This is a genomic window from Streptomyces clavuligerus (assembly GCF_005519465.1).
GTDB lineage: Bacteria > Actinomycetota > Actinomycetes > Streptomycetales > Streptomycetaceae > Streptomyces > Streptomyces clavuligerus.
Map to the genome: position 1 here is coordinate 1,208,195 of NZ_CP027859.1, position 19,077 is coordinate 1,227,271.

Consider the following 19,077-nt stretch of genomic DNA (forward strand, 5'->3'; position numbering starts at 1 on the left):
GGTCGTCCGGGGGTACCGCCATGGGGTGGTGCTGTCACGCGGTGCTGTCACGCGGCGCTGTCAGGGGGCACGGAGGCGGACGGGCGGAGCAGCAGTCGGCTCGGCCCGTGAAAAACCATGTCGTCGGCGTAATCCACCCGGTGGCCGCCGCGCCCGAGACCGGGAACGCCGTCCAGCAGCGCCCGCAGACCGATCTCGGCCTCGGCGCGGGCCAGGGTCGCGCCGAGGCAGTAGTGGATACCCAGACCGAAGCCGAGCTGCCGGTCGGGCGCACGGCGCACATCCAGGACATCGGGGTCGGCGAAGCGCGCGGGGTCCCGGTTCGCCGAGCCCAGCAGGGCGACGACACGGCTGCCGCGCGGTACCTCGTGGTCACCGAGGCGGATGTCCTCGTACGCCCAGCGCGTCACCGCCTGCACCGGCGGGTCGTGGCGCAGGAACTCCTCCACGGCCCCCGGTGTCAGCGCGGGAGCCGCACGCAGCTCGTCGAGGAGGTCCGGGTGCCTCCGCAGCGCCAGCACCGCCTTGGCCAGGAGCCCGGTGGTGGTCTCGTGCCCGGCGGTGAGCAGATGGACGCACGTGCCCACGATCGCGTCCGTGTCCAGCGGTGCGCCGCGGTCCCCGGCCCGGACCAGGAGGGTGAGCAGATCACGGCGCCCGGCCCAGGAGCCGCTGCCGGGGCCGCCGGTACCGGGCCGCCGTACCGTCTCCCCGCGCCGCCGCCGTATCTCCCGCCGGAAGTAGCGGGCGAACTCCCCGGCGGCTGCCTCGGCCCGCGCGGACCAGCCGCTCTCCCGGCCCCGGGACCGGGTGGTGCCCGCCTCCTGGAGCGCCAGCGCGTGGGCGCGGAGCCAGCGGTGGTGCTCCTGCGGAAGCCCCAGCAGTTCACAGACGACGAGGAGGGGGAAGGGGGCCGCGAAGCCCGCGACGAGGTCCGCGCCGCCGGGCGCCCCGATGTCCTGGACGAATCGTTCCAGCAGGCGGTCGGCGATCCGTGTGATACGGGGCCGGAGCGCCGCGACGACCGAGGGCGAGAACTCCGTACCGAGCAGGGAGCGCAGCTCGGTGTGGCGCGGCGGGTCGAGGAAGACCAGCCAGTTCCCGACGAGCGTCCGCAGGGCCCGGCACCCGGCGGGAAACGGAACGGGCGCCGCGGCGGTGCCCGTGTCCCTGCCCGTCTCCCCCACCTCCACCTCCGCCTCCGCCTCCGCGTCCGCCTTGACCTTCACCGGCTCCGTCTCCGTCTCCGTCTCCGGCTCCGGCTCAGCGGACGCGGTGCGCCGCGCGTCCCGGCCGAGGCTCCGGCTCGACAGCACCCGGACGACCTCGTCGTACGAGAAGACATAGAAGGTGTCCGGCTCGCCCGCCCCCGACACCCCCCGGTGGACCGGCGCGGCCTCCCGGTAGCGCCGGTACACGGGGTACGGGTGGGCGATGTCCTCGCTGTCCCAGCCTCTGAGGTCGAACCTCGGCAGCGTCGCGGGTGATGGCATGCGGTCTCCGTCGGTCGTCGGTCGGGTGCGGTCGTGGGCCGTGGGTCGGGTGCGGTCGTCGGTCGGGGTGTGCTCGTCGGTCGAGGCGCGGTTGCTCGGTCGGGTGCGGTCGGTTCGTCGTCGGGCGTCAGCCGTGGGCGGGCGGTCGGAAGTGGTCCGCCCAGAACGCGCTCATCCCGCCCACCCGGCCCGGCACCAGCGGGTGCTCGCGGCAGTCCGCGGCGAGGTCGTCGAGGCGGCGGGCGATGTCGGCCCTCGCCACGTCCGGCCGGGACACGGGCGCGGGCCGCCCGTCCAGCTCGAACGACGGCCCGGCGGTCGTGCCCGGCCACCCCGAGGGCAGTGTCACCAGCAGTTCGGCCAGCGGGCGCATCAGCCCCGTCATCATGTCGATCGCCGCGTTCATCAGATCGGAGCGGCGCAGACTCCCGTCCGGGCGCTCCCCGAAGTGCTGCGCCATGAGCTGGAGCGCCATGAAGTAGGCACGGTTGAACAGCCCCATGACCGACCGGGCGTCGGGGTCGGTGACCGTCACCATGGCCCCGTTCCCCCGGCGCAGGGTCGGGTTCCGTACGACGGGATGGGCCGGGTTCCACGGGCCGCCCCGCGCGCCGCCCGGGTGCGCCCCCGCCCCGCCGGGCGCGCCGCGCAGCAGCTCGCCGATCCGCAGGAACGAGGCGTAGTGCGAGGTGTCGGCCCCGCGCGGGGCGAGCACCCCGCCCTCCCCCTGCTCGGTGATGACGTCGATCGCGAACAGCGCGCTGGAGAGGTCGTCGACCTCCATCTGGTAGTCGGGGTGGCGCCGGTCGACGGACTCCCGCAGAAAGAGATGGTGCTCCCCGCCTCCCCTGCCCCGGTCCACGGGGAACAGGTCCGGGACGGATCGCAGCCCCTCCCGGATGTCCGCGTACAGCTCGCTCAGCGAGGCGTAGGGCCGCGCGCCGCCCCCGTTCGCGTACGTTCGCGTGCCGCCCCCGCCCCCGTACGTTCGCGTGCCGCCCCCGCCCGTCCGAGGCCCGCTCCCGCCCGTCGGCAGGCCGTCGCCCCCCTTCACCCCTTCCATCCCCTCCGTGCCGGTCATCCCGCTCGTCCGCACCTCGCCGACGAGGTCGTCGGGCCGTTCGATCAGCGCGAACCGCTCGACGCTGCCGGGCCCCAGCCGTTCCAGGGCGAGATCCAGCGGCAGGGGCAGCTCGTGGTTGACGGTGCCGAAGTCGACCAGGGGGACGGCGAAGGGCTCGCCGACGGCCGTGAGGATGTTGCCGACGAGCAGGAAGTGGACCATCTCCTCGCGGGCGACGGTCAGCAGCATGCCGCGGATGCCCTCGTCCAGGGTCTCGCCGCCGTCCCCGCAGGCGAGCCGGAGCTGCCCGGGTGTCCACAGACCCCGGCGTACGTACTCCCGCCCGGCGCCGTATACGGGGACCGAGTAGGCCGCGTACAGATACTGGAGCATGACGGCCAGCTCCAGCGTGGCGGCGTCGCGCAGCAGCCGGACGAGGCGGCCCCGTGAGTCGGCACCCCCGCCCCTGGCCCTGGCCCCGGCGCGCCCGCCGCCTTCCGCCGGGGCCGTCAGAACCAACCGTTCCGGCGACTGCCGGGCCCGTAGATAGGTCAGCAGCAGACGCGCCTTCGGCTCGGACAGATCCCGGGTCGGCGGCATGTAGAAGGTCTTCGCCTTGTTGCGCGGGTCGCACATCTGCCAGATCAGCTTCGCGTACGTCTCCACCTTGCACCGGTCCGCGAGGCTGAAGACCTCCTCCTTCATGAACGAGTACAGCTGCTCGTAGCACGCGAGGACCTCCCGGTGGACGAGGTCGAAGGTCGCCTCGTCGGGGGTGGTCCCGGACAGCCGCCAGTCGTCGGGGAGCACCCGCAGCGACAGATGACCTGCGCCGGGCCAGAAGCCGAGCGCGTCGTCGTGGTCGTAGCCGAGGGCCGCCGAGCCGGGCTGGTCCGGGTCGCAGGGCAGATCACCGGCGTCGGCGGAGAGCAGGACGCGGGCGGTACCGGCCGCCGCGCCCCGCAGGGTGAACCAGCCCTGGCCGGTGCGGTCCGTGTCCAGGACACAGGCGCTCGACCAGGCCCCGTCCCCGTTCCCGCTCCCGTCCCCGCTCCCGGTTCCGGTGCCGTCCCGCCGTCCCGCGCGCAGCCGGACGATGTCGAGGTCCGCGCACCGCGCCTTGGGGTTCCGCGCGGCCGGATGGCGCGGCAGGGCCCTGGGGTTGAAGAACTGCCGTACGCCGATCCCGCCGACGGCCGCCGGACGGCCCCGGACGAAGGACCGCACCAGCACCTCGACATCGTGGTCCGCGTCGTCCGGGCCCCGGGGATGCTCCAGGATCAGCGACGCGTCGTCGACCTGGACGTTGATCTCCTTCTCGCGCAGCAGTGTCCCGGGGGCGTATGGGCCGCTCCCGGTGCCCGTCAGACACAGCGCCTCCTCGGCCACGGCGCTCGCCGGGAGTTCGGCGGGGACCGTCACCACCCCGCTGGCCAGGGCGTACGCCGCCCCGGTATACGCCTGCCGGGGGACGCGGGCCACCAGCCGTCCGCTGTCCGCCGTCCGCAGTTCGAGATCGCCGAGGTCGACCGGCACCGGGAGGGCGGCCTCTGCCGCCGGTCCCGGGAGGGCGGCCTCTGCCGTGGTGCCGTCCGCCGCCCGGACGGTGGCGGGCACCGCGGTGATCATGTTGAGGGTGACGTGGTCGTCCGTGAGCCCGACGGTGAGAGGGCGCAGACCGGCCGTCCGGCCCGCCGCCGTCGCGTGTGCCGTGTGCGCTGTGTGCGGACGTTCCGGTACGAGCAGCCGCCCCGCCGGGTAGGTGCGCGGCTCGTCCGGGCGCCAGGGGGCGATCGTCCCGCGCAGCAGCCACCGTCCCGGTCGGCCGGGCGCCCGCGGGGCGGACGGATGGCCGAGCGCGAACTGCACCACCAGACCGCCGAACTCCCCGGCCGCCGCCGTGTCCCGCAGCCGCCGCGCGGCGGGGGACAGCGCCGTCTCGTCGAGCCAGGTCAGCCCCTCGTCCCCGCCGCCCACGACGAACTGGTGCAGCGCCGACCGCCGCCGCCCGTGCGCGGACGGGTGGTGCCACCGCGGCGGGTGGAAGCCGTGGACGTCCCCGGTGGCCATGTAGCCGACGTCGTGGGAGCGTCCCGCGCGGCCGAAGCAGAACCGGCCGACCATGAGCGTCGTGGTCCAGTCGGACGCCGGGTCGACGTCGAAGACCCGGGCCCGGTTGACCGTGGTGGCCAGGTACTCGTTGTAGTGCCCCCACAGGTCGACCCGCCGTCCCACCACCGGGTCGGCGGTGTCGAAGTCGCCCGCGGCGCTCTCGGCGCTGACGATCCGGGCGTCGACCGAGAAGTGGCCGTTGCCGGAGAAGTCCTCCCCCTTGCCGGAGAAGTCCTCGCCCTTGGCGGACAGGTCCTCGCCCCTGGTGGTGGAGCGGGTGGCGGCGGAACGGGTGGCGGGGGAGCGGGTGTCGGCGGAGTGGGGCCCGGCCGCCGCCGGACGGACCGCGCCGCCGGGCCCCGGGCCCAGCCGGTCGCGCGGGTCCAGCCGGTCCAGTCGGTCGAGGCTGTCGTGGTACTCGGCGGCCGGCCGATGCGCCGGGAAGGCCCGCCCGTCGCCGGTGAGCGCGGTGTTCGTGGCCAGGTCGACAAGGCCGCTGCGGGGCCCGGTGGGCAGCCGGACCACCGCCGTGCCGCGGAAGTGCAGCCGGGGCAGATCGAAAACGCTCATGCGGTGTCCTCCGAGCCGGGGGAGCCTGCCGGGCCGTCCGAGCCGATGGGGCCCCTGCGGGACGACCGTCCCGGGGCGACCCCGCAGGCGTTCACACCGGACCGTTCGAGCGGGCCGGACGGGTGGTCGCCAGAACGCGGCGCGCCGTGCGGGGCTCGTACCACTCGATGCCGTGCGCGACGTCGATCGCCGACTCGATCGCGCCCTCGATCCACGCGGGCTTCGACGAGCAGTGCTCACCGGCGAAGTGGAGCCCCCGCTGCGGCCGGGCCGCCTCCCGCCGCTCCGCCTCGCGGAGGACGGCCTCCTGGCCCCAGCGGACCGTGGCCGCGCCCCGGGACCACCGGTGGGTGCCCCAGTCCCGGCCCGCCACGCCCAGGACCATGCCCGGACGGCGCAGCTCGGGGTGGATCACGCTCAGCTCCCTGGTGACGACCGCGACCCGCTCCGCCTCGCTCAGCCGGCTCAGCGCGTCGGCGTCCGGGCCGATCGAATAGCTGGCGAGCAGCACCGCGCCGAGCGCCGGATCGCCCTCGGCGGGCGGGTAGTAGGTCTGCCGCACATGGCCCCCGGTGAAGGAGGCACCCCCGCTGATCCCGTCCTTCTCCCAGAACGGTTCCCGGCAGTGGAAGGCCAGCTTCGTCGCCCCCCAGTAGGCCGTCTGCCGGACGATGTCCAGCTTCTCCTGGTCGAACCCGGTCAGCCGCATTCTCCGCAGCACCGGGAACGGGATGGTGCACACCACGTAGTCGCAGTCCAACGAGGTGACCTTGGTGCCCTGACGGAGTCGCAGCAGGACCGATTCGTCCCGCACATGGATGCCCACGACCTCCTGACCGGTGGTGATCCTGCCCCGGATACGGGCGGCGAGCCGCCGGGGAAGCGCCTCCATCCCGCCGCGCAGCCGCACGATGGTGGAGCTGGTCTCGTCCAGCACATCATCGAGGAAACGTTCCAGCCTGGGCGGGCAGATGGACCGGGCCCGGGGGTGGTCGGCGAAGAAGGCGTGCAGGTCGATCCGGTTCTCGGCGCCGCCGCACCGGTAGGGCGTCACATCGACGCGGTCGACGAAGTCCAGCAGTTCCACACCGGTGTCGCCGGAGAGTCCCGCACAGAAGTGACGGGGGGCGATGGCCCTGATGCTGGCGTCCAGCCAGGCGCCGAACAGGAGGGTGTCGTCCCGGTAGTTCCGGTGCGGCAGCCGGGCGGCGAATTCGGCGACCAAGGTCCTGTGCGCCTCGCGTACCCGGAGATAACCGCCAGACGTGGCGAGATAGGCGGCGTCGTCCGAGAACAGCGTCCGGAATTCATGTACCTGGTTCTGGAGGCCGAGTTCGGCGATGTAATGCAGGGTGAGCCGGTGTGCCGAGGGAATCCGCATCGCGCCGAGTTCGGCGAAGGGACCGTTCCGGCCGCGCCCGGCGAAATGGTGGGTGTGAATCCGGCCGCCGACCTCCTGGCTTCCTTCGATGATCTGGACCTGGTGTCCCAGGCGTTCCAATTCATAGGCCGCCACCAGACCGGCGATACCGGCGCCGATGACCGTGACCTTCTTGGGTGCGGCGACCGCGCCGTCCGGCCCGTCGATCTCCCGCGGGGATACCGTCACAGGACTCCTCCGATGCCACGCCTTTCCCGGACCCGGAAAGAGCGATGCCGGGGATTGCTTGTCCGCCATTGTTCGGGCGGCGGCGCCCCGCCCGTATCCCCCGTCGAACGCCGGTACGGACGGGTTGAGCGTCGGCCCGTGACCGCGAACGGGGTGGCCCGGCGCCGTGACCCTGCGCGAACGCGCGGGGTTTTCGCCGCACCGCGACCGAGGGGCCGGGACGGGGCGATGCTGCGTACGCGGCTCGACGGGCCGGACCTGACCCGACGGGCCGGACACGGGCTCAGCCGACCGCGGCGGCTCCACAGCTGTAAACGGCTCCACGGCTCCACGGCTGTACACGGCTTCACGGCTGTACGCGGCCAGCGAGCAGTACGGGGCGGTGTGCGCGCGTTCGTCCCGTACCGGCAGCAGCGCCGCGGCACCGGCATGCACGGCCGCGGACCGAGAGCAACCAGGACCCCCAGCGCGAGATCCGGGCACGAGAACCCCGCACGAGAACCCCGACGGAGGCGACGTTGACACGCGTGCTGATCGCTACCACACCGGCTCCCGGACACGTCGTCGGCGTGTTCGCGGTCGCGCGGGAGCTGGTCCGGCGCGGACATGAGGTCCGCTGGTACACGGGCGAGGTCTTCCGCGCCCGGGTGGAACGGACCGGGGCACGCTTCGAACCCATGCGCGCCGGGCTCGACTTCGGCGGCAGGAGCCGCGAGGAGGCGTTCCCGGAACACGCCGGCCTCACCGGCCTCACCAGCTTCACCACCGGCATCCGGGACATCTTCTACCGGACCGCACCGGGCCAGTCGCACGACCTCCTCGCGGTGCTCGACCGGTTCCCGGCCGACTGCCTTCTCGCCGACGACATGTGCTACGGCGCCTGCTTCGCCGCCGAGCGCACCGGCACCCCGCTGGCCTGGGTGAACAACTCCGTCTACATCCTCGGCAGCAGGGACACCCCGCCGCTCGGCTGGGGACTGCTGCCGAACGCCTCACCGCTCGGCCGGGTACGTGACGCGCTGCTCCGCCGCCTCACCGACCGGATCGTGATGCGGGGCCTGCGCCGCGAGGCCGACCGCGCCCGCGCCCTCGTGGGACTGGACCGGCTGCGCACCGCCGCCCTGGAGAACATCGCCCGCCCGCCGGACCTCTATCTGATGGGCACCGTGCCGTCCTTCGAGTTCCCCCGCGCGGATCTGCTTCCGGGCACCCACTTCGTCGGCGGACTCCTCGGACCGCCCCCGGACGACCCGTTCGACCCGCCCGGCTGGTGGGAGGAGCTGCGTGGCGGCGACCGCCCCGTGGTGCTGATCACCCAGGGCACCACGGCGAACGACGTCGGCCGGCTGCTCGTCCCCGCCGTCCGCGCGCTGGCGGACCTGGACGCCCTCGTCGTGGTCACCACCGGAAGCACCCTCGACGTCGACCGGCTGCGGCCGTTGCCGGGAAACGTCCGGCTGGAACGGTTCGTCCCCTACCACCATCTGCTGCCGCACGTGGCGGTGATGGTGACCAACGGGGGCTACAACGGCGTCAACGCGGCCCTGGCGCAGGGGGTGCCCCTGGTCGTCGCGCCGGGCTCGGAGGAGAACCCCGACGTCGCCGCGCGGGTCGCCTGGACCGGCGCCGGTGCCGTCCTCGGCCGGCGGGCCGTGTCCGAGGCCCGGCTGCGCGCCGCGGTCACCGCCGTACTGCACGACGGGCGCTACCGACGGCGCGCCCGTGCCCTGGCCCGGGAGCACCGGGGCCGCGACGCCCCGCGCCGGGCCGCCGAGCTGATCGAGTCCCTGGCCGGAGCCCCGGGCCAGATCCCCATCGGAGGTGTCACACGATGAACGTCACCGGACGCGCCGCTGCCGAACGCTTCACCACCGGACCGGTCACCACCGGACCGGCCGTCACCGAACCGGCGGTCACTGAACCGGCCGTCGCGGGGCGGGCCGTCGCCGGGCGGACCCGTCTGGCACAGGCTCCCGCGACGAGCATGCCGACGGACCCGGGGCCGTTCGACTGCATGCCGGAGCTGCTGGCCGCCGCGCGGGTCGCGCCGGTCGTCCGCATCCCCTATCTGGACCGGCACGCCTGGGTCGTGTGCGATCCGGAGCTGGTCCGGGTCGCGCTCACCCACCCCGCGCTCGCCAAGGACGTGACCCTGGTCCCCGCCTGGATGCGCAAGCCGGGGCTGATGCTGGGCTCGCAGCCCGACCCCGAGTACGCCCGCACCATGATCATGAGCGATGGAGCCCACCACGCCCGGATCCGGCGGCTGCACGCGTCGGTGCTGAGCCCGCGCAACACCGAGACCTGGGGCGCGCGGGTCGGCGTCCAGGTGGACGGTTTCCTGGACGAGCTGGAACGTTCCCGCTCCTCCGGGCCCGGCGAGCCCGGCGGAACGGGCGGAACCAGCACGACGGGCGATTCCGGTGAGCCCGGTGAGGTCAACGTGGTCACGGCCTACACCCACCGCGTCCCGCTCGCGTTCATCTCCGAGATGCTGGGCCTGCCCCCCGGGGCGCGGGAACAGCTCCGTTCCATCACCGACGTCATCCTCTACTCCTCCGACTACCCGGACCGTGCCCGCGCGGTCGGGGCGCTGTACGGGGCGGTCGAGGGCTGGGTCCGCGACCCGGCCCCGCTGCGGGACGGGGTGATCACGGGCCTGCTGTCCGCCGCCACCGGTCCGGACGCGGCGGACGGTCCGGACGCGGCGGTCACCGAGGGCGAGGCCGTCGTCTGGACCCTGGCGATGATCATCACGGGGTACGAGACGACCGGGAGCCTGATCTCCACCGCGCTGTACGAGGCGCTGCGACGGCCCTGCGACGAGCGCCCGCGCACCGACGACGAGATCAGGGCCTGGGTCGAGGAGACGCTGCGGGTGCACCCCCCGTTTCCCCATCCGACCTGGCGTTTCGCCACCGAGGACATCGACATCGGCGGGTTTCTGATCCCCCGTGGAGCCCCGGTGCAGGTCAATATCGCGGCGGCGAACCGGCGACCGGACGAGGGAGCCGACAGCTTCACGCCGGAGCGCGCCGGGCAGGGCCACCTCTCCTTCGGCCTCGGCCCGCACTACTGCATCGGCGCCTCGCTGGCCCGGCTGGAGGCACAGATCGCGGTCCGCGGATTCCTGCGCCGGTTCCCGAGGGCGCGGCTGAGCACCCGTACCGCCGTCGCCTGGGAGTCGGAGTGGATGATCCGCAGGATGAGCGCCCTGCCCGCCGTGCTGCTCTGACGGCGCCGGACCTGCTCACGTTCACATGGATATGCGGATATATAGATATGGGGGAACGATGGCTCCGCGCTCCGAAGCTCCGCGCTCCGACGCTTCTCGCTGCGACGCTCCGCGAACCGACGCTCCGGACACCGACGCTCCGCGCACCGATCTGAAGGCGCTCGTGCTCGCGGGCGGCTCCGGCTCCCGGCTGTGGCCGATCACCCACACATCGGCCAAGCAACTCGTCCCGGTCGCGGGCAAACCCGTCCTGTTCTACACCCTGGAGGCCATCGCCGCCGCGGGCATCCGGGAGACCGGCGTCGTCGTCGGTGACACGGCCGCCGAGATAGAGTCCGCGGTCGGCGACGGCTCGCGGTTCGGTCTGGACGTGACCTACCTGCCGCAGCGGGCGCCCCTGGGCCTGGCCCACGCCGTGCGGATCGCCCGCGACTACCTCGGTGACGCCGACTTCCTGATGTACCTCGGCGACAACTTCCTCGTCGACGGTGTCAGCGCCGCCGTGCGGCGGTTCCGGACCCACCGTCCGGACGCCCAGATCATGCTGACCCGGGTGGCGGACCCGCGCGCGTTCGGCGTCGCCGAACTGGACCCCCTCGGCCGTGTCACCGGCCTGGAGGAGAAACCCGAGCGGCCGAGGAGCGATCTCGCACTGGTCGGCGTCTATCTCTTCACCCCCCGGGTGCACGACGCCGTGTGGGGGCTCAAGCCCTCGTGGCGCGGCGAACTGGAGATCACCGACGCGATCCAGCAGATGATCGACGAGGGCCGCCGGGTGGACGCCACCATCGTCTCCGGCTACTGGAAGGACACCGGCAATGTCGCCGATCTGCTGGAGGTCAACCGCCTGGTCCTGGACGGAATCGAGTCCGACCGCCCGGGCGAGGTCCACTCCAGCGAACTGATCGGCCGGGTGGTGGTCGAGAAGGGCGCGACCGTCACCGGCTCCCGGATCGTCGGCCCGGTGGTCGTCGCGGCGGGCTCCCTGGTCCGCGACTCCCGGATCGGCCCCTTCACCTCCATCGACCGGGACTGCGCGGTGGTCGACAGTGAGATCGAGGACTCCATCGTGCTGCGCGGGGCGACCATCACCGGGGTGCGGCGCGTCGAGTGCTCGCTGATCGGACGGGAGGCCGAGGTGCTGTCGCGACCCCGCGCCGACGGCGGACAGGGGGCCCACCGCCTCGTCCTCGGCGACCACAGCACGGTGCGGATCGCATCATGAGGATCCTGGTGACCGGCGGCGTCGGCTTCATCGGCTCGCACTTCGTCCGCGGCCGGGTCCACGAGGACACGGTGACCGTGCTCGACAGACTGACCTACGCCGGGAACCCCGCCAACCTGGAACCCGTCGCCGGGCGCTTCACCTTCGTCCACGGCGACATCTGTGACGCGGCCCTGCTCAAGGAGGTCGTCCCCGGCCATGACCTCGTCGTCAACTTCGCCGCCGAGTCCCACGTCGACCGGTCGATCGCCGGCGCGGGCGAGTTCGTCCGCACCAACGTCCTCGGGGTGCAGACCCTGCTCCAGGCATGCCTCGACGCGGGCATCCCGAGGGTCGTCCAGGTCTCCACCGACGAGGTGTACGGAAGCATCGACACCGGCTCCTGGGACGAGACCGCCCCGCTCAGCCCGAACTCGCCCTACGCCGCCTCCAAGGCGGCCGGCGACCTGATCGCGCTCGCCTACGCCCGGACCCACCGGCTGCCGGTCAGCATCACCCGCTGCGGCAACAACTACGGTCCGTACCAGTACCCGGAGAAGCTCGTCCCGCTCTTCGTCACCCATCTGCTCGACGGCCGGAACGTGCCGCTGTACGGAGACGGCGGCCATGTCCGCGACTGGATCCACGTCGACGACCACTGCCGCGCCATCCGGCTGGTCGCCGAACGCGGCGCGCCGGGCGAGGTCTACCACGTCGCCGGAACCGCCGAACTGACCAACATCGAACTGACCCTGCGGCTGCTCGACGCGCTCCACGCCCCCGGGCAGCGCGTCGAGCCGGTGCCCGACCGCAAGGCCCACGACCGCCGCTACTCCCTCACCGACGCCAAGCTGCGCGCACTCGGCTACGCCCCGCGGATCGCGTTCGAACGGGGCCTCGCCGAGACCGTCGCGTGGTACGCCGCCCACCGCCCCTGGTGGGAGCCGCTGAAGGAACACGTTCCCCTGGCGCGAACAGGGCTCACGCCGTGAAACGGATCAGCGCCGTACGGGACTGGATGCCCAGCTTCCGGTAGATCTGCCGCAGATGGAACCCCACCGTGTGCGGGGAGATGTACAGATGGCGCGCGGCCTGCCGGTTGGTGAGTCCCCCGGCCACCAGCTCCGCCACCTTCCGCTCCGTCGTGGTCAGACTCTCCCAGCCGGAGACCGGGCGTTTCGTGTGCGTCCAGTGCCGCCGCCGCACACCGAGTTCGCGCAGCCGGGCCCGTACCCGCGCGGCGTCCCACTCGCCGCCGAGCGCGCCGTAGGCGTTCATCGCCCGGTCCAGCTCGCCGATCGCGCGCTCGTGCTCGCCGCGGTCGAGCAGCAGACCGGCGTGGTCCTCGGCCACCGAGGCGCGGGCCCACGGATTGCGGTGCAGCAGGCCCGCGCGGTCCACACCCTCCGCGTCCTTCCCGGCGAGGGCGCGGGCGTGCGCCGCCGAGGCGAGCACCGCGGGGACGCAGGGGTTGTGCGCCTGGAGCTGGTCCACCGTGTCGACGACCGTCTTCACGAGGCCCGGCAGATCCGCCGCGAGCGCGCAGCGGACGCACCAGGCGGCGGCGGCCGGGTCCACGAGGACGAGTTCCCGGAGCCCGCCGGGGCGTTCACCGATCTCCGCGAGGACGTCCGCCGCCGCGCGGGCGTCCGTCCGGGCCTCGGCCAGTTGCGCGCTCAGCAGATCGCGCGCGGCCGACCAGGGGCTGGACGCGTGCTGCGGAAAGCCCTGGTCCAGGGTTCTGAGATGGTCCTCGGCCCGGGCGAGCGCCCCCCGGCGCAGCGCGGCGTGGGCCAGTACCAGCCACGCCTGCGGCGCGAGCAGCGGCACATGCGGGCCGCCGTCCGCGCCGACCCCGGTCCGCGCCGCCTCCTCGGCGTCGTCCAGGCGTCCCAGGGCGAGGTGCAGCGGCGCCCGGAGCAGGGCCGCGACGGCGGCGGCCGGTGTTCTGGCCCCGGTGGCCGCCGAGGACCCGGCGGCGCCGCCGCTCCGGGTCGAGCGCCGGACCACCGCCGCGGCCTCCTCGTACTCGTCGGTCCTGGTCAGCGCGAAGGCGAGAAACCAGCGCGGGTCGAGGAGCCGTGCGTCGTCGCCCCCGGGGTCGAGCGCGACGGCTTCCCGCAGGGTCTCCACGGCGGAGCCCACCTTCCCGTCGCGCCACTGGCCGAACGCATGGAAGATCATCGCGACCTGTACGGCCTGGGCATGGGGGTCGGGCGCACTGATGATCTTCTGCGCGCGTTCCGGAGCGGTGCTGTCGCCGGTCAGATAGGAGGCGGCGAGATGGGTGATCACAGCCTCGCGGCGCGGGCGGCCGCCCTGCTGCGCCGCCAGCGCGTCATCCGCCGCCCGGCGCGCCATCGGAGCGTTCCCGAGGAGCAGCAGCGCGGTCGACATGGACGCCTGGAGCGCGGCGATGTCCTCGGCGGCCCCGGTGGTCTCAGCGGTCCCGACGACCCGGGCGCCCCCGACGGCCCTGGTGCCCCCCGCGCTCCGGGCGTTCTCGGTGCCCCGGACGGTCCCGGTGGTCCCGGTGCCCCGGGTGGTCCGGGCGTCCTCGGCGGAGACCGGGGCGGCGAGCCCGGTGGCCTCGTCGATCGTCTCCCGGGCCAGGGTGATCGCCCGGTCCAGCTCGCCCGCCCGGGTGTACGCCTCGACCGCCGTCCGCGCCAGCCGCACCCGTTCGGGCTGCCCGGGGGAGAGCAGCTCCATACAGCGGATCGCCAGCCGTGCCGCGGTCGGCGGATCGGTGGCGAGCAGCTTCCGGGCCCCCTCGGCGATGACGCGCAGCTCCTCCGCGTTGCCGTGGTGGGCGACATGGACGAGCTGGAGCGCGGCGCGCTCCACACCGCCGGGGCGCGACAGCAGCATCTCGGCCGCCTGCCGCCGCAGCAGTACACAGACCGGGGGCGGCACCGAGTCGAGCAGAACCCGCCAGATCGGCTCGCTGCGGAACGCGAGGTCGTGCTCACCGCAGACCAGGAGCCCTTGGACGACGGCCTCGTCCACCGCCGTCAGCAGACCGGCCGGCGCCTGGCCGAGCAGCGTCGACAGATCCTCCGGCGCGAACGGGGAGCCGAGTACCGCCGCCAGCCGCAGGGCCCTCAGGGTGGATTCGGAGAGTGACCGCAGATCTCTCCGGACCCATGCGGAGAACCGTTTCGGCACCGGCGCCGGGAGACGGACACCGCCCCCGGCGGGAATACGGCCGGGGGCGGTGCCGTGCACGATCCGCGAGAGGCCGTCGACGACGTGGACATCACCGTCCTCCACCAGTCCGCGCATCAGCTCGATCACCGCACGGGGCGTGCCGCCGACGCACTCCGCCAGCGCGAGGAGCGCCGGGTCGGGGACGGCTCCGGTGCAGTCGGTGACCAGCCGCGTCAGCGCGTCGCCCGAGAGCGGGCCCAGCTCCCGCACGGCCTCCACCAGGATGCGGTCCCGGAGCCCGCCGACGCAGGCCCGCACCGGATCGTACGGAGCGGTGTCGCGCATCGCGCCCCCGTCCGGATCTCCGGCCGGGTCCCAGGCCGGGCCCCGGGCAGGGGGCCGGTCGGAGGTGAAGGCGAGCAGCCACACCACCGGGCGGGTCCGGAAGGTCACGATCAGATCGGACAGCGCCGTCAGCGCGGACGGACCGGCCCGGTGCAGATCGTCGAACACCACGAGGGTGCGGGTGGGCTCGGCGTCCCTGGCCAGCCGGGCCCGCGCCGCCTCGATCACGGCACGGGCACCGGCGGGCGCCCGGACGGCCCCGGGGGCGGCGCCGGACCCGGAGCCGTCCGGAGCACCGCCGTCACCGGTGTCGGCACCGGCACCACCGCCGGGACCGCTTCCGGCACCACGGCCGGGACCGCTTCCGGCGTCACCGCCAGCGCCGCCGCCGCGGCTCCCGACGACGGCGAAACTGTTCCGCTCGGCGGCACCGACGGCCTCCCCGAGCAGACGGGTCTTGCCCGCCCCGGGCGCGGCCTCCACCAGAAGAACCACCCCCCGGCGGGAATTTGCCACGGCGCGCAGATGCGCACAGATCTGCGCGAGCTGTCGTTCCCGGCCATGCATCTGCGGCAGTGTTCGTGCGTTGGGCATCCACGCGCTCCCTATCACGATGACGACGACGGGAAGGAACGAGTACATCGCCCTCGTCTCGGTGCACGCGTGGCGCACGGTGCGGGTTCGCGTCCTTTGGCCGGACGGTGCCGAAGCCGCCACCGGTACGACAGGGAAAGACCGGGTGGAACGGGTGCGGGAACCGGCCATGGGGGCGGACCGCACGGGTGGCCCGTCCGCCCGGACCGGCCACCGCCGGGCGGACAGGCCGGGAGAGACGGCCGGGGAGACCGGGAGAAACGACCGGAGAGGGTCAGACGGCCCGGGAGAACCGCCATACGTTGTCCACCCGCGTACCGGGAACGCCCTCGGGCGACGAGCACGGCCGCTCCACCGCCTCCAGGGTCTCCACCCGCCACCCCTCGGGCAGCGCCAGCCGCTCCAGCAGCCCGTCGAGGGTCGGGAACTCCGCGTGGAAGGGGTGTTCGTGCTGCCACGACGGCCAGGCGCCGTGCATCACCACGAGCAGCGTCCCGCCCGGCGCGACCGCCTCGGCCGCCAGGCTCAGCACCCGGTCCTGGTCCAACGCCACGGGCGACTGAAGGAACTGCGCGTTGACCAGGTCGTACCGACCCTCGGGGAAGGTCTTCCCCAGCTCGTGCCGCTCCCAGGAGAGACGCTCGGCGACCCCGGCCTCCCCGGCCTCCTCGGCATGGAGCGCCGCCCTCCGCAGCGCGGTCGCCGAGATGTCCACCCCGGTGACCCGCCAGCCCCGGGCGGCCAGCCAGACGGCGTCGGCGCCTTCCCCGCACCCGAGGTCGAGAGCCGTCCCCGGCTCCAGCCCCTCGACCTCGCGCACCAGCAGCGGATTGGGGCGACCACTCCATATCCGGTCGCTGACCTGGTAGCGCTCCTCCCAGAACACCGTCGGATCGGCGGAGTGGGCTGCGGCATCGTGATCGGCGGACGTGGCGGGTGTGGTGGACATGAGCACTCCTCGTCGCAACAGCGGAGACGGCGATGGCCCGGCCGGTCGGACGACCGGCGCGGCCACGGCCAGCATCACCCCGCCCCCGTGGAACACCAAGAATTGTTGCCGGAACGGCAACCCGTGGTCCCATCCGCGCGCGCTCCGCCCGGTTCCTGCCCCCGGATTCCCCGTCGGCGGTTCTCCTTGACGCTCCGAAGCGCACCGCCGCATCATCGGAACGAGGCGGCACCACCGCGACGAGGGCCGCACCATCAGAACGGGAACGGGAACGGGAACGGGAACGGGAACGGGAACGGGAACGGGAACGGGAACGAGTCGGGACGAGCGGGGAACGCACGGAGACACGCGGAAACGCGTCGACGCCCCGACCCGCCGACGGAGACGGACACGGCCGCGATCCGAGGAGTCCGCATGGCGCTGCACCGCCTGATCTCCGTCACCATGGGCGTCCCCGACGTGGCCAAAACCGCCGCCTACTACACCGACTTCGGCCTCGCGCCCGACGGGGACGGCTGGTTCGCCACCCGGGACGCCGGGCGGCAGCTCCGGATCGTCCGCGCGGCCACCCGCCGCCTGCTGGAGCTGCGGGTGGCCGCGGACACCCCCGACGACCTCGCCGCCGCCGCGTCCCGGCTCGACCGGCTCGGCGTCCGCAGCACACTCACCGGAACCGCCCTGACCGCCGTGGACCGCGCCGCGGAAGTCCGGGTGGTGATCGAGACCGCCCCCCGTACCGTCCAGGACACCGTCCCCGCGCCCGCCGTCAACGGCCCCGGCCGCGCCGAGCGCACCGGGGCCCGTGCCCCGGCGGTGCTGCGCGAAGGGCCCGTCCGCCCCCGCAGGCTCGGCCACGCCGTCCTCGGGACCACCGACCTCACCGGGTCGACCGCCTTCTTCCGCGACGGGCTCGGCTTCCGCGCCAGCGACTACCTCAAGGACCACGGCGCGTTCCTGCGCTGCTCGACCGACCATCACAACCTGCTGCTGCTCGCCGCCCCGCTCGCCTATCTCCACCACACCTCCTGGCAGGTGGACGACGTGGACGAGATCGGCCGGGGCGCGACGGCCATGCTGGAGGGCCACCCCGAGCGGCATGTCTGGGGACTCGGCCGCCACTACGCGGGCTCGAACTTCTTCTGGTATCTGAAGGACCCGGCGGGCAACTTCTCGGAGTACTACGCCGACATGGACTGCGTCGTCGACGACGCGCTGTGGACCCCGGAGGTCCTGGAGGGCGCGAAGAGCCTGTTCAGCTGGGGGCCGCCGCCCCCGCCGTCCTTCCTCGACCCGGAGGATCTGGCGGCGCTGATGACGTCGTCGCACACCCCCGGGAACGGCGCGCGCTGAAGCCCTGACGGGAACGACCGACCGGCCGCGCCGACACCGCCTCCCGGGCCTCTTCCCCCAAGAGCTGGGCAACACCCCTCCACCGGCCGGGAAATTCCGGCCTACCCTTCGGTAAACCGGGGCCGTCCGCCGTTGCCTCCGGTCCCGGTGGCCCGGAGCATCGGTGGCTGTCATGTACATGCATGGTCGCCCTGCCCCGCTCCTCGCCGACCGGGGCCGGGCGGACCATCCACGCGCCACCGACCGGACAGAGGCTCCGATCCGTATGAGACCACTCCGCCCGACCGCCCTCGCGACGGCCCTCGCCGCCGCCCTCACCACCGGCCTGCTCGGCGCCCCCACCGCCAGGGCCGACATGGGGCAGTGTCCCCCGTCCCACTTCTGCCTGTGGGAACACCTCGACTACACGGGCCGCCTCTACAGCTCCCCCGCGAGCGTCTCGTACATCGGCGCCGAGATGAACGACCACCCGTCGGCGTACTGGAACCGCACCCGGTGGTGGGTGACCCCGTTCTACGACGCCGACTACCAGGGCGGCTGCGTCATGAAGTCCCTGGGACCCGGCGCGTCCTTCCCGCGGCTCCCCGAGGACATGAACGACGTGATCTCGTCCTTCCTGGTGACCTCCAGCCGGATCTGCTGACCGGGGTCCATCGACGGCGTCGAGCGGCGGGCCCCGGGCCCGCCGCGCGGCTTCCGGGGCCCTCTATGCTGGGCCCGTGACAGGGACATCCGGGCCGGAACCGGCGCTGCGGGCGGACGCCGCGCGCAATCGTGCCCGGGTGCTGCGGGCCGCCCGTGAGCAGGTGGCCGCCGGGGCGGAAGCGCTCCAGCTCAACGCCGTCGCCCGGCTCGCGGGCGTCGGCGTCGGCACCGTCTACCGGCACTTCCCCACCCCGCACGCCCTGTGGGAGGCGCTGTCGGCGGAGCGCTTCCAGGAACTCGTCGACGAGGCACGGGCCGCCGCCGACGACGAGGACGCGCTCGCGGGTCTGCACCGCCTGCTGCGGTTCACCCTCGCCCGCGCGCTGGAGGACACCGGTTTCGCCGCCGTCCTCGCGTCCGCGGGTGACGCCGAGGCGCGGACCTCGGAGCTGAAGAACGAACTGGACGCCTCCGTCGCCCGGCTGCTCGACCGGGCCCGCCGGACCGGTGCCGTCCGGCGCGATGTCGGGGCGGACGATGTACGCCGACTGCTCTGCGGCATCGAGCACGCCGTGCGCTCCGGCGGCGGCGGCAGCGGCAGCGGTGGCGGCAGCGGTGTCGGTGGCGGTGGCGGCAGCGGTGGCCCGGCCCGTGCCGAGCTGTACCTCGGCGTTCTCCTTGAGGGCCTGCGCCCGCCGCGCTGACCCGGCCCGACTCCCGCGCCCGCCAGGGCGGTTGCTCCTCCCTCAAGTCAACCG

Annotated in this window: 12 protein-coding genes; 7 read left to right on the forward strand and 5 right to left on the reverse strand. The window is 73.8% G+C overall.

Annotated features, from left to right (window positions below):
• Positions 1–47: 47 nt before the first annotated feature.
• The 3 genes from CRV15_RS33490 to CRV15_RS33500 all read right to left on the reverse strand — a co-directional run bounded on the left by CRV15_RS33490 (position 48) and on the right by CRV15_RS33500 (position 6,847).
• On the reverse strand, positions 48–1,493 hold the full coding sequence (locus CRV15_RS33490; protein ID WP_003958516.1) for a cytochrome P450: 1,446 nt from the start codon (positions 1,491–1,493) through the stop codon (positions 48–50).
• 127 nt (positions 1,494–1,620) lie between these two features.
• Positions 1,621–5,238, reverse strand: coding sequence for a ferritin-like domain-containing protein (locus CRV15_RS33495; protein ID WP_003963471.1), 3,618 nt, complete (start codon positions 5,236–5,238; stop codon positions 1,621–1,623).
• Between the two features lie 91 nt (positions 5,239–5,329).
• Positions 5,330–6,847 (reverse strand): flavin monoamine oxidase family protein, encoded by a 1,518-nt coding sequence (locus CRV15_RS33500; protein WP_003958518.1) that lies wholly within the window; start codon positions 6,845–6,847, stop codon positions 5,330–5,332.
• Positions 6,848–7,374: 527 nt separating this feature from the next.
• On the opposite strand from CRV15_RS33500, the gene CRV15_RS33505 reads away from it, so the two are divergent.
• The 4 genes from CRV15_RS33505 (at position 7,375) to rfbB (ending at position 12,278) form a co-directional block, all read left to right on the forward strand.
• Entirely contained in the window at positions 7,375–8,682 is a 1,308-nt protein-coding gene (locus tag CRV15_RS33505; protein ID WP_003963473.1) for a glycosyltransferase, read from the forward strand.
• Positions 8,683–8,831: 149 nt separating this feature from the next.
• Positions 8,832–10,082: a cytochrome P450 gene (locus tag CRV15_RS33510; RefSeq protein ID WP_044955962.1), complete on the forward strand. Its 1,251-nt coding sequence runs from the start codon at positions 8,832–8,834 to the stop codon at positions 10,080–10,082.
• A gap of 151 nt (positions 10,083–10,233) precedes the next feature.
• Entirely contained in the window at positions 10,234–11,307 is a 1,074-nt protein-coding gene (locus CRV15_RS33515) for a glucose-1-phosphate thymidylyltransferase (protein WP_029183271.1), read from the forward strand.
• Positions 11,304–12,278 (forward strand): dTDP-glucose 4,6-dehydratase, encoded by a 975-nt coding sequence (rfbB, locus tag CRV15_RS33520; protein WP_003958522.1) that lies wholly within the window; start codon positions 11,304–11,306, stop codon positions 12,276–12,278. Before CRV15_RS33515 ends, rfbB begins: the two co-directional genes overlap by 4 nt.
• Here rfbB and CRV15_RS33525 read toward each other — a convergent pair.
• Together CRV15_RS33525 and CRV15_RS33530 are read right to left on the reverse strand one after the other, a co-directional pair.
• Positions 12,268–15,375 (reverse strand): helix-turn-helix transcriptional regulator, encoded by a 3,108-nt coding sequence (locus CRV15_RS33525; RefSeq protein WP_029183272.1) that lies wholly within the window; start codon positions 15,373–15,375, stop codon positions 12,268–12,270. The genes rfbB and CRV15_RS33525 overlap by 11 nt on opposite strands.
• A gap of 274 nt (positions 15,376–15,649) precedes the next feature.
• Complete coding sequence (locus CRV15_RS33530; protein ID WP_009999475.1) at positions 15,650–16,324, reverse strand: class I SAM-dependent methyltransferase; 675 nt, start codon at positions 16,322–16,324, stop codon at positions 15,650–15,652.
• Between the two features lie 414 nt (positions 16,325–16,738).
• Between CRV15_RS33530 and CRV15_RS33535 the strand changes: the two genes are divergently transcribed.
• The 3 genes from CRV15_RS33535 (at position 16,739) to CRV15_RS33545 (ending at position 19,023) form a co-directional block, all read left to right on the forward strand.
• Positions 16,739–17,674: a VOC family protein gene (locus CRV15_RS33535; RefSeq protein ID WP_003963478.1), complete on the forward strand. Its 936-nt coding sequence runs from the start codon at positions 16,739–16,741 to the stop codon at positions 17,672–17,674.
• A 265-nt stretch (positions 17,675–17,939) separates the two neighbouring features.
• On the forward strand, positions 17,940–18,317 hold the full coding sequence (locus tag CRV15_RS33540; protein ID WP_009999476.1) for a peptidase inhibitor family I36 protein: 378 nt from the start codon (positions 17,940–17,942) through the stop codon (positions 18,315–18,317).
• A gap of 76 nt (positions 18,318–18,393) precedes the next feature.
• Positions 18,394–19,023, forward strand: a complete 630-nt coding sequence (locus CRV15_RS33545) for a TetR/AcrR family transcriptional regulator (protein WP_003963480.1) — start codon at positions 18,394–18,396, stop codon at positions 19,021–19,023.
• Positions 19,024–19,077: the final 54 nt, after the last annotated feature.

Bases quoted from the DNA above. Each gene is read 5' to 3' on its own strand.
- CRV15_RS33535 (WP_003963478.1), top strand. From the start codon at position 16,739: ATGGCGCTGCACCGCCTGATCTCCGTCACCATGGGCGTCCCCGACGTG.
- CRV15_RS33525 (WP_029183272.1), bottom strand. From the start codon at position 15,375: ATGCCCAACGCACGAACACTGCCGCAGATGCATGGCCGGGAACGACAG.
- CRV15_RS33540 (WP_009999476.1), top strand. From the start codon at position 17,940: ATGAGACCACTCCGCCCGACCGCCCTCGCGACGGCCCTCGCCGCCGCC.
- CRV15_RS33530 (WP_009999475.1), bottom strand. From the start codon at position 16,324: ATGTCCACCACACCCGCCACGTCCGCCGATCACGATGCCGCAGCCCAC.
- CRV15_RS33495 (WP_003963471.1), bottom strand. From the start codon at position 5,238: ATGAGCGTTTTCGATCTGCCCCGGCTGCACTTCCGCGGCACGGCGGTG.
- CRV15_RS33490 (WP_003958516.1), bottom strand. From the start codon at position 1,493: ATGCCATCACCCGCGACGCTGCCGAGGTTCGACCTCAGAGGCTGGGAC.
- rfbB (WP_003958522.1), top strand. From the start codon at position 11,304: ATGAGGATCCTGGTGACCGGCGGCGTCGGCTTCATCGGCTCGCACTTC.
- CRV15_RS33510 (WP_044955962.1), top strand. From the start codon at position 8,832: ATGCCGACGGACCCGGGGCCGTTCGACTGCATGCCGGAGCTGCTGGCC.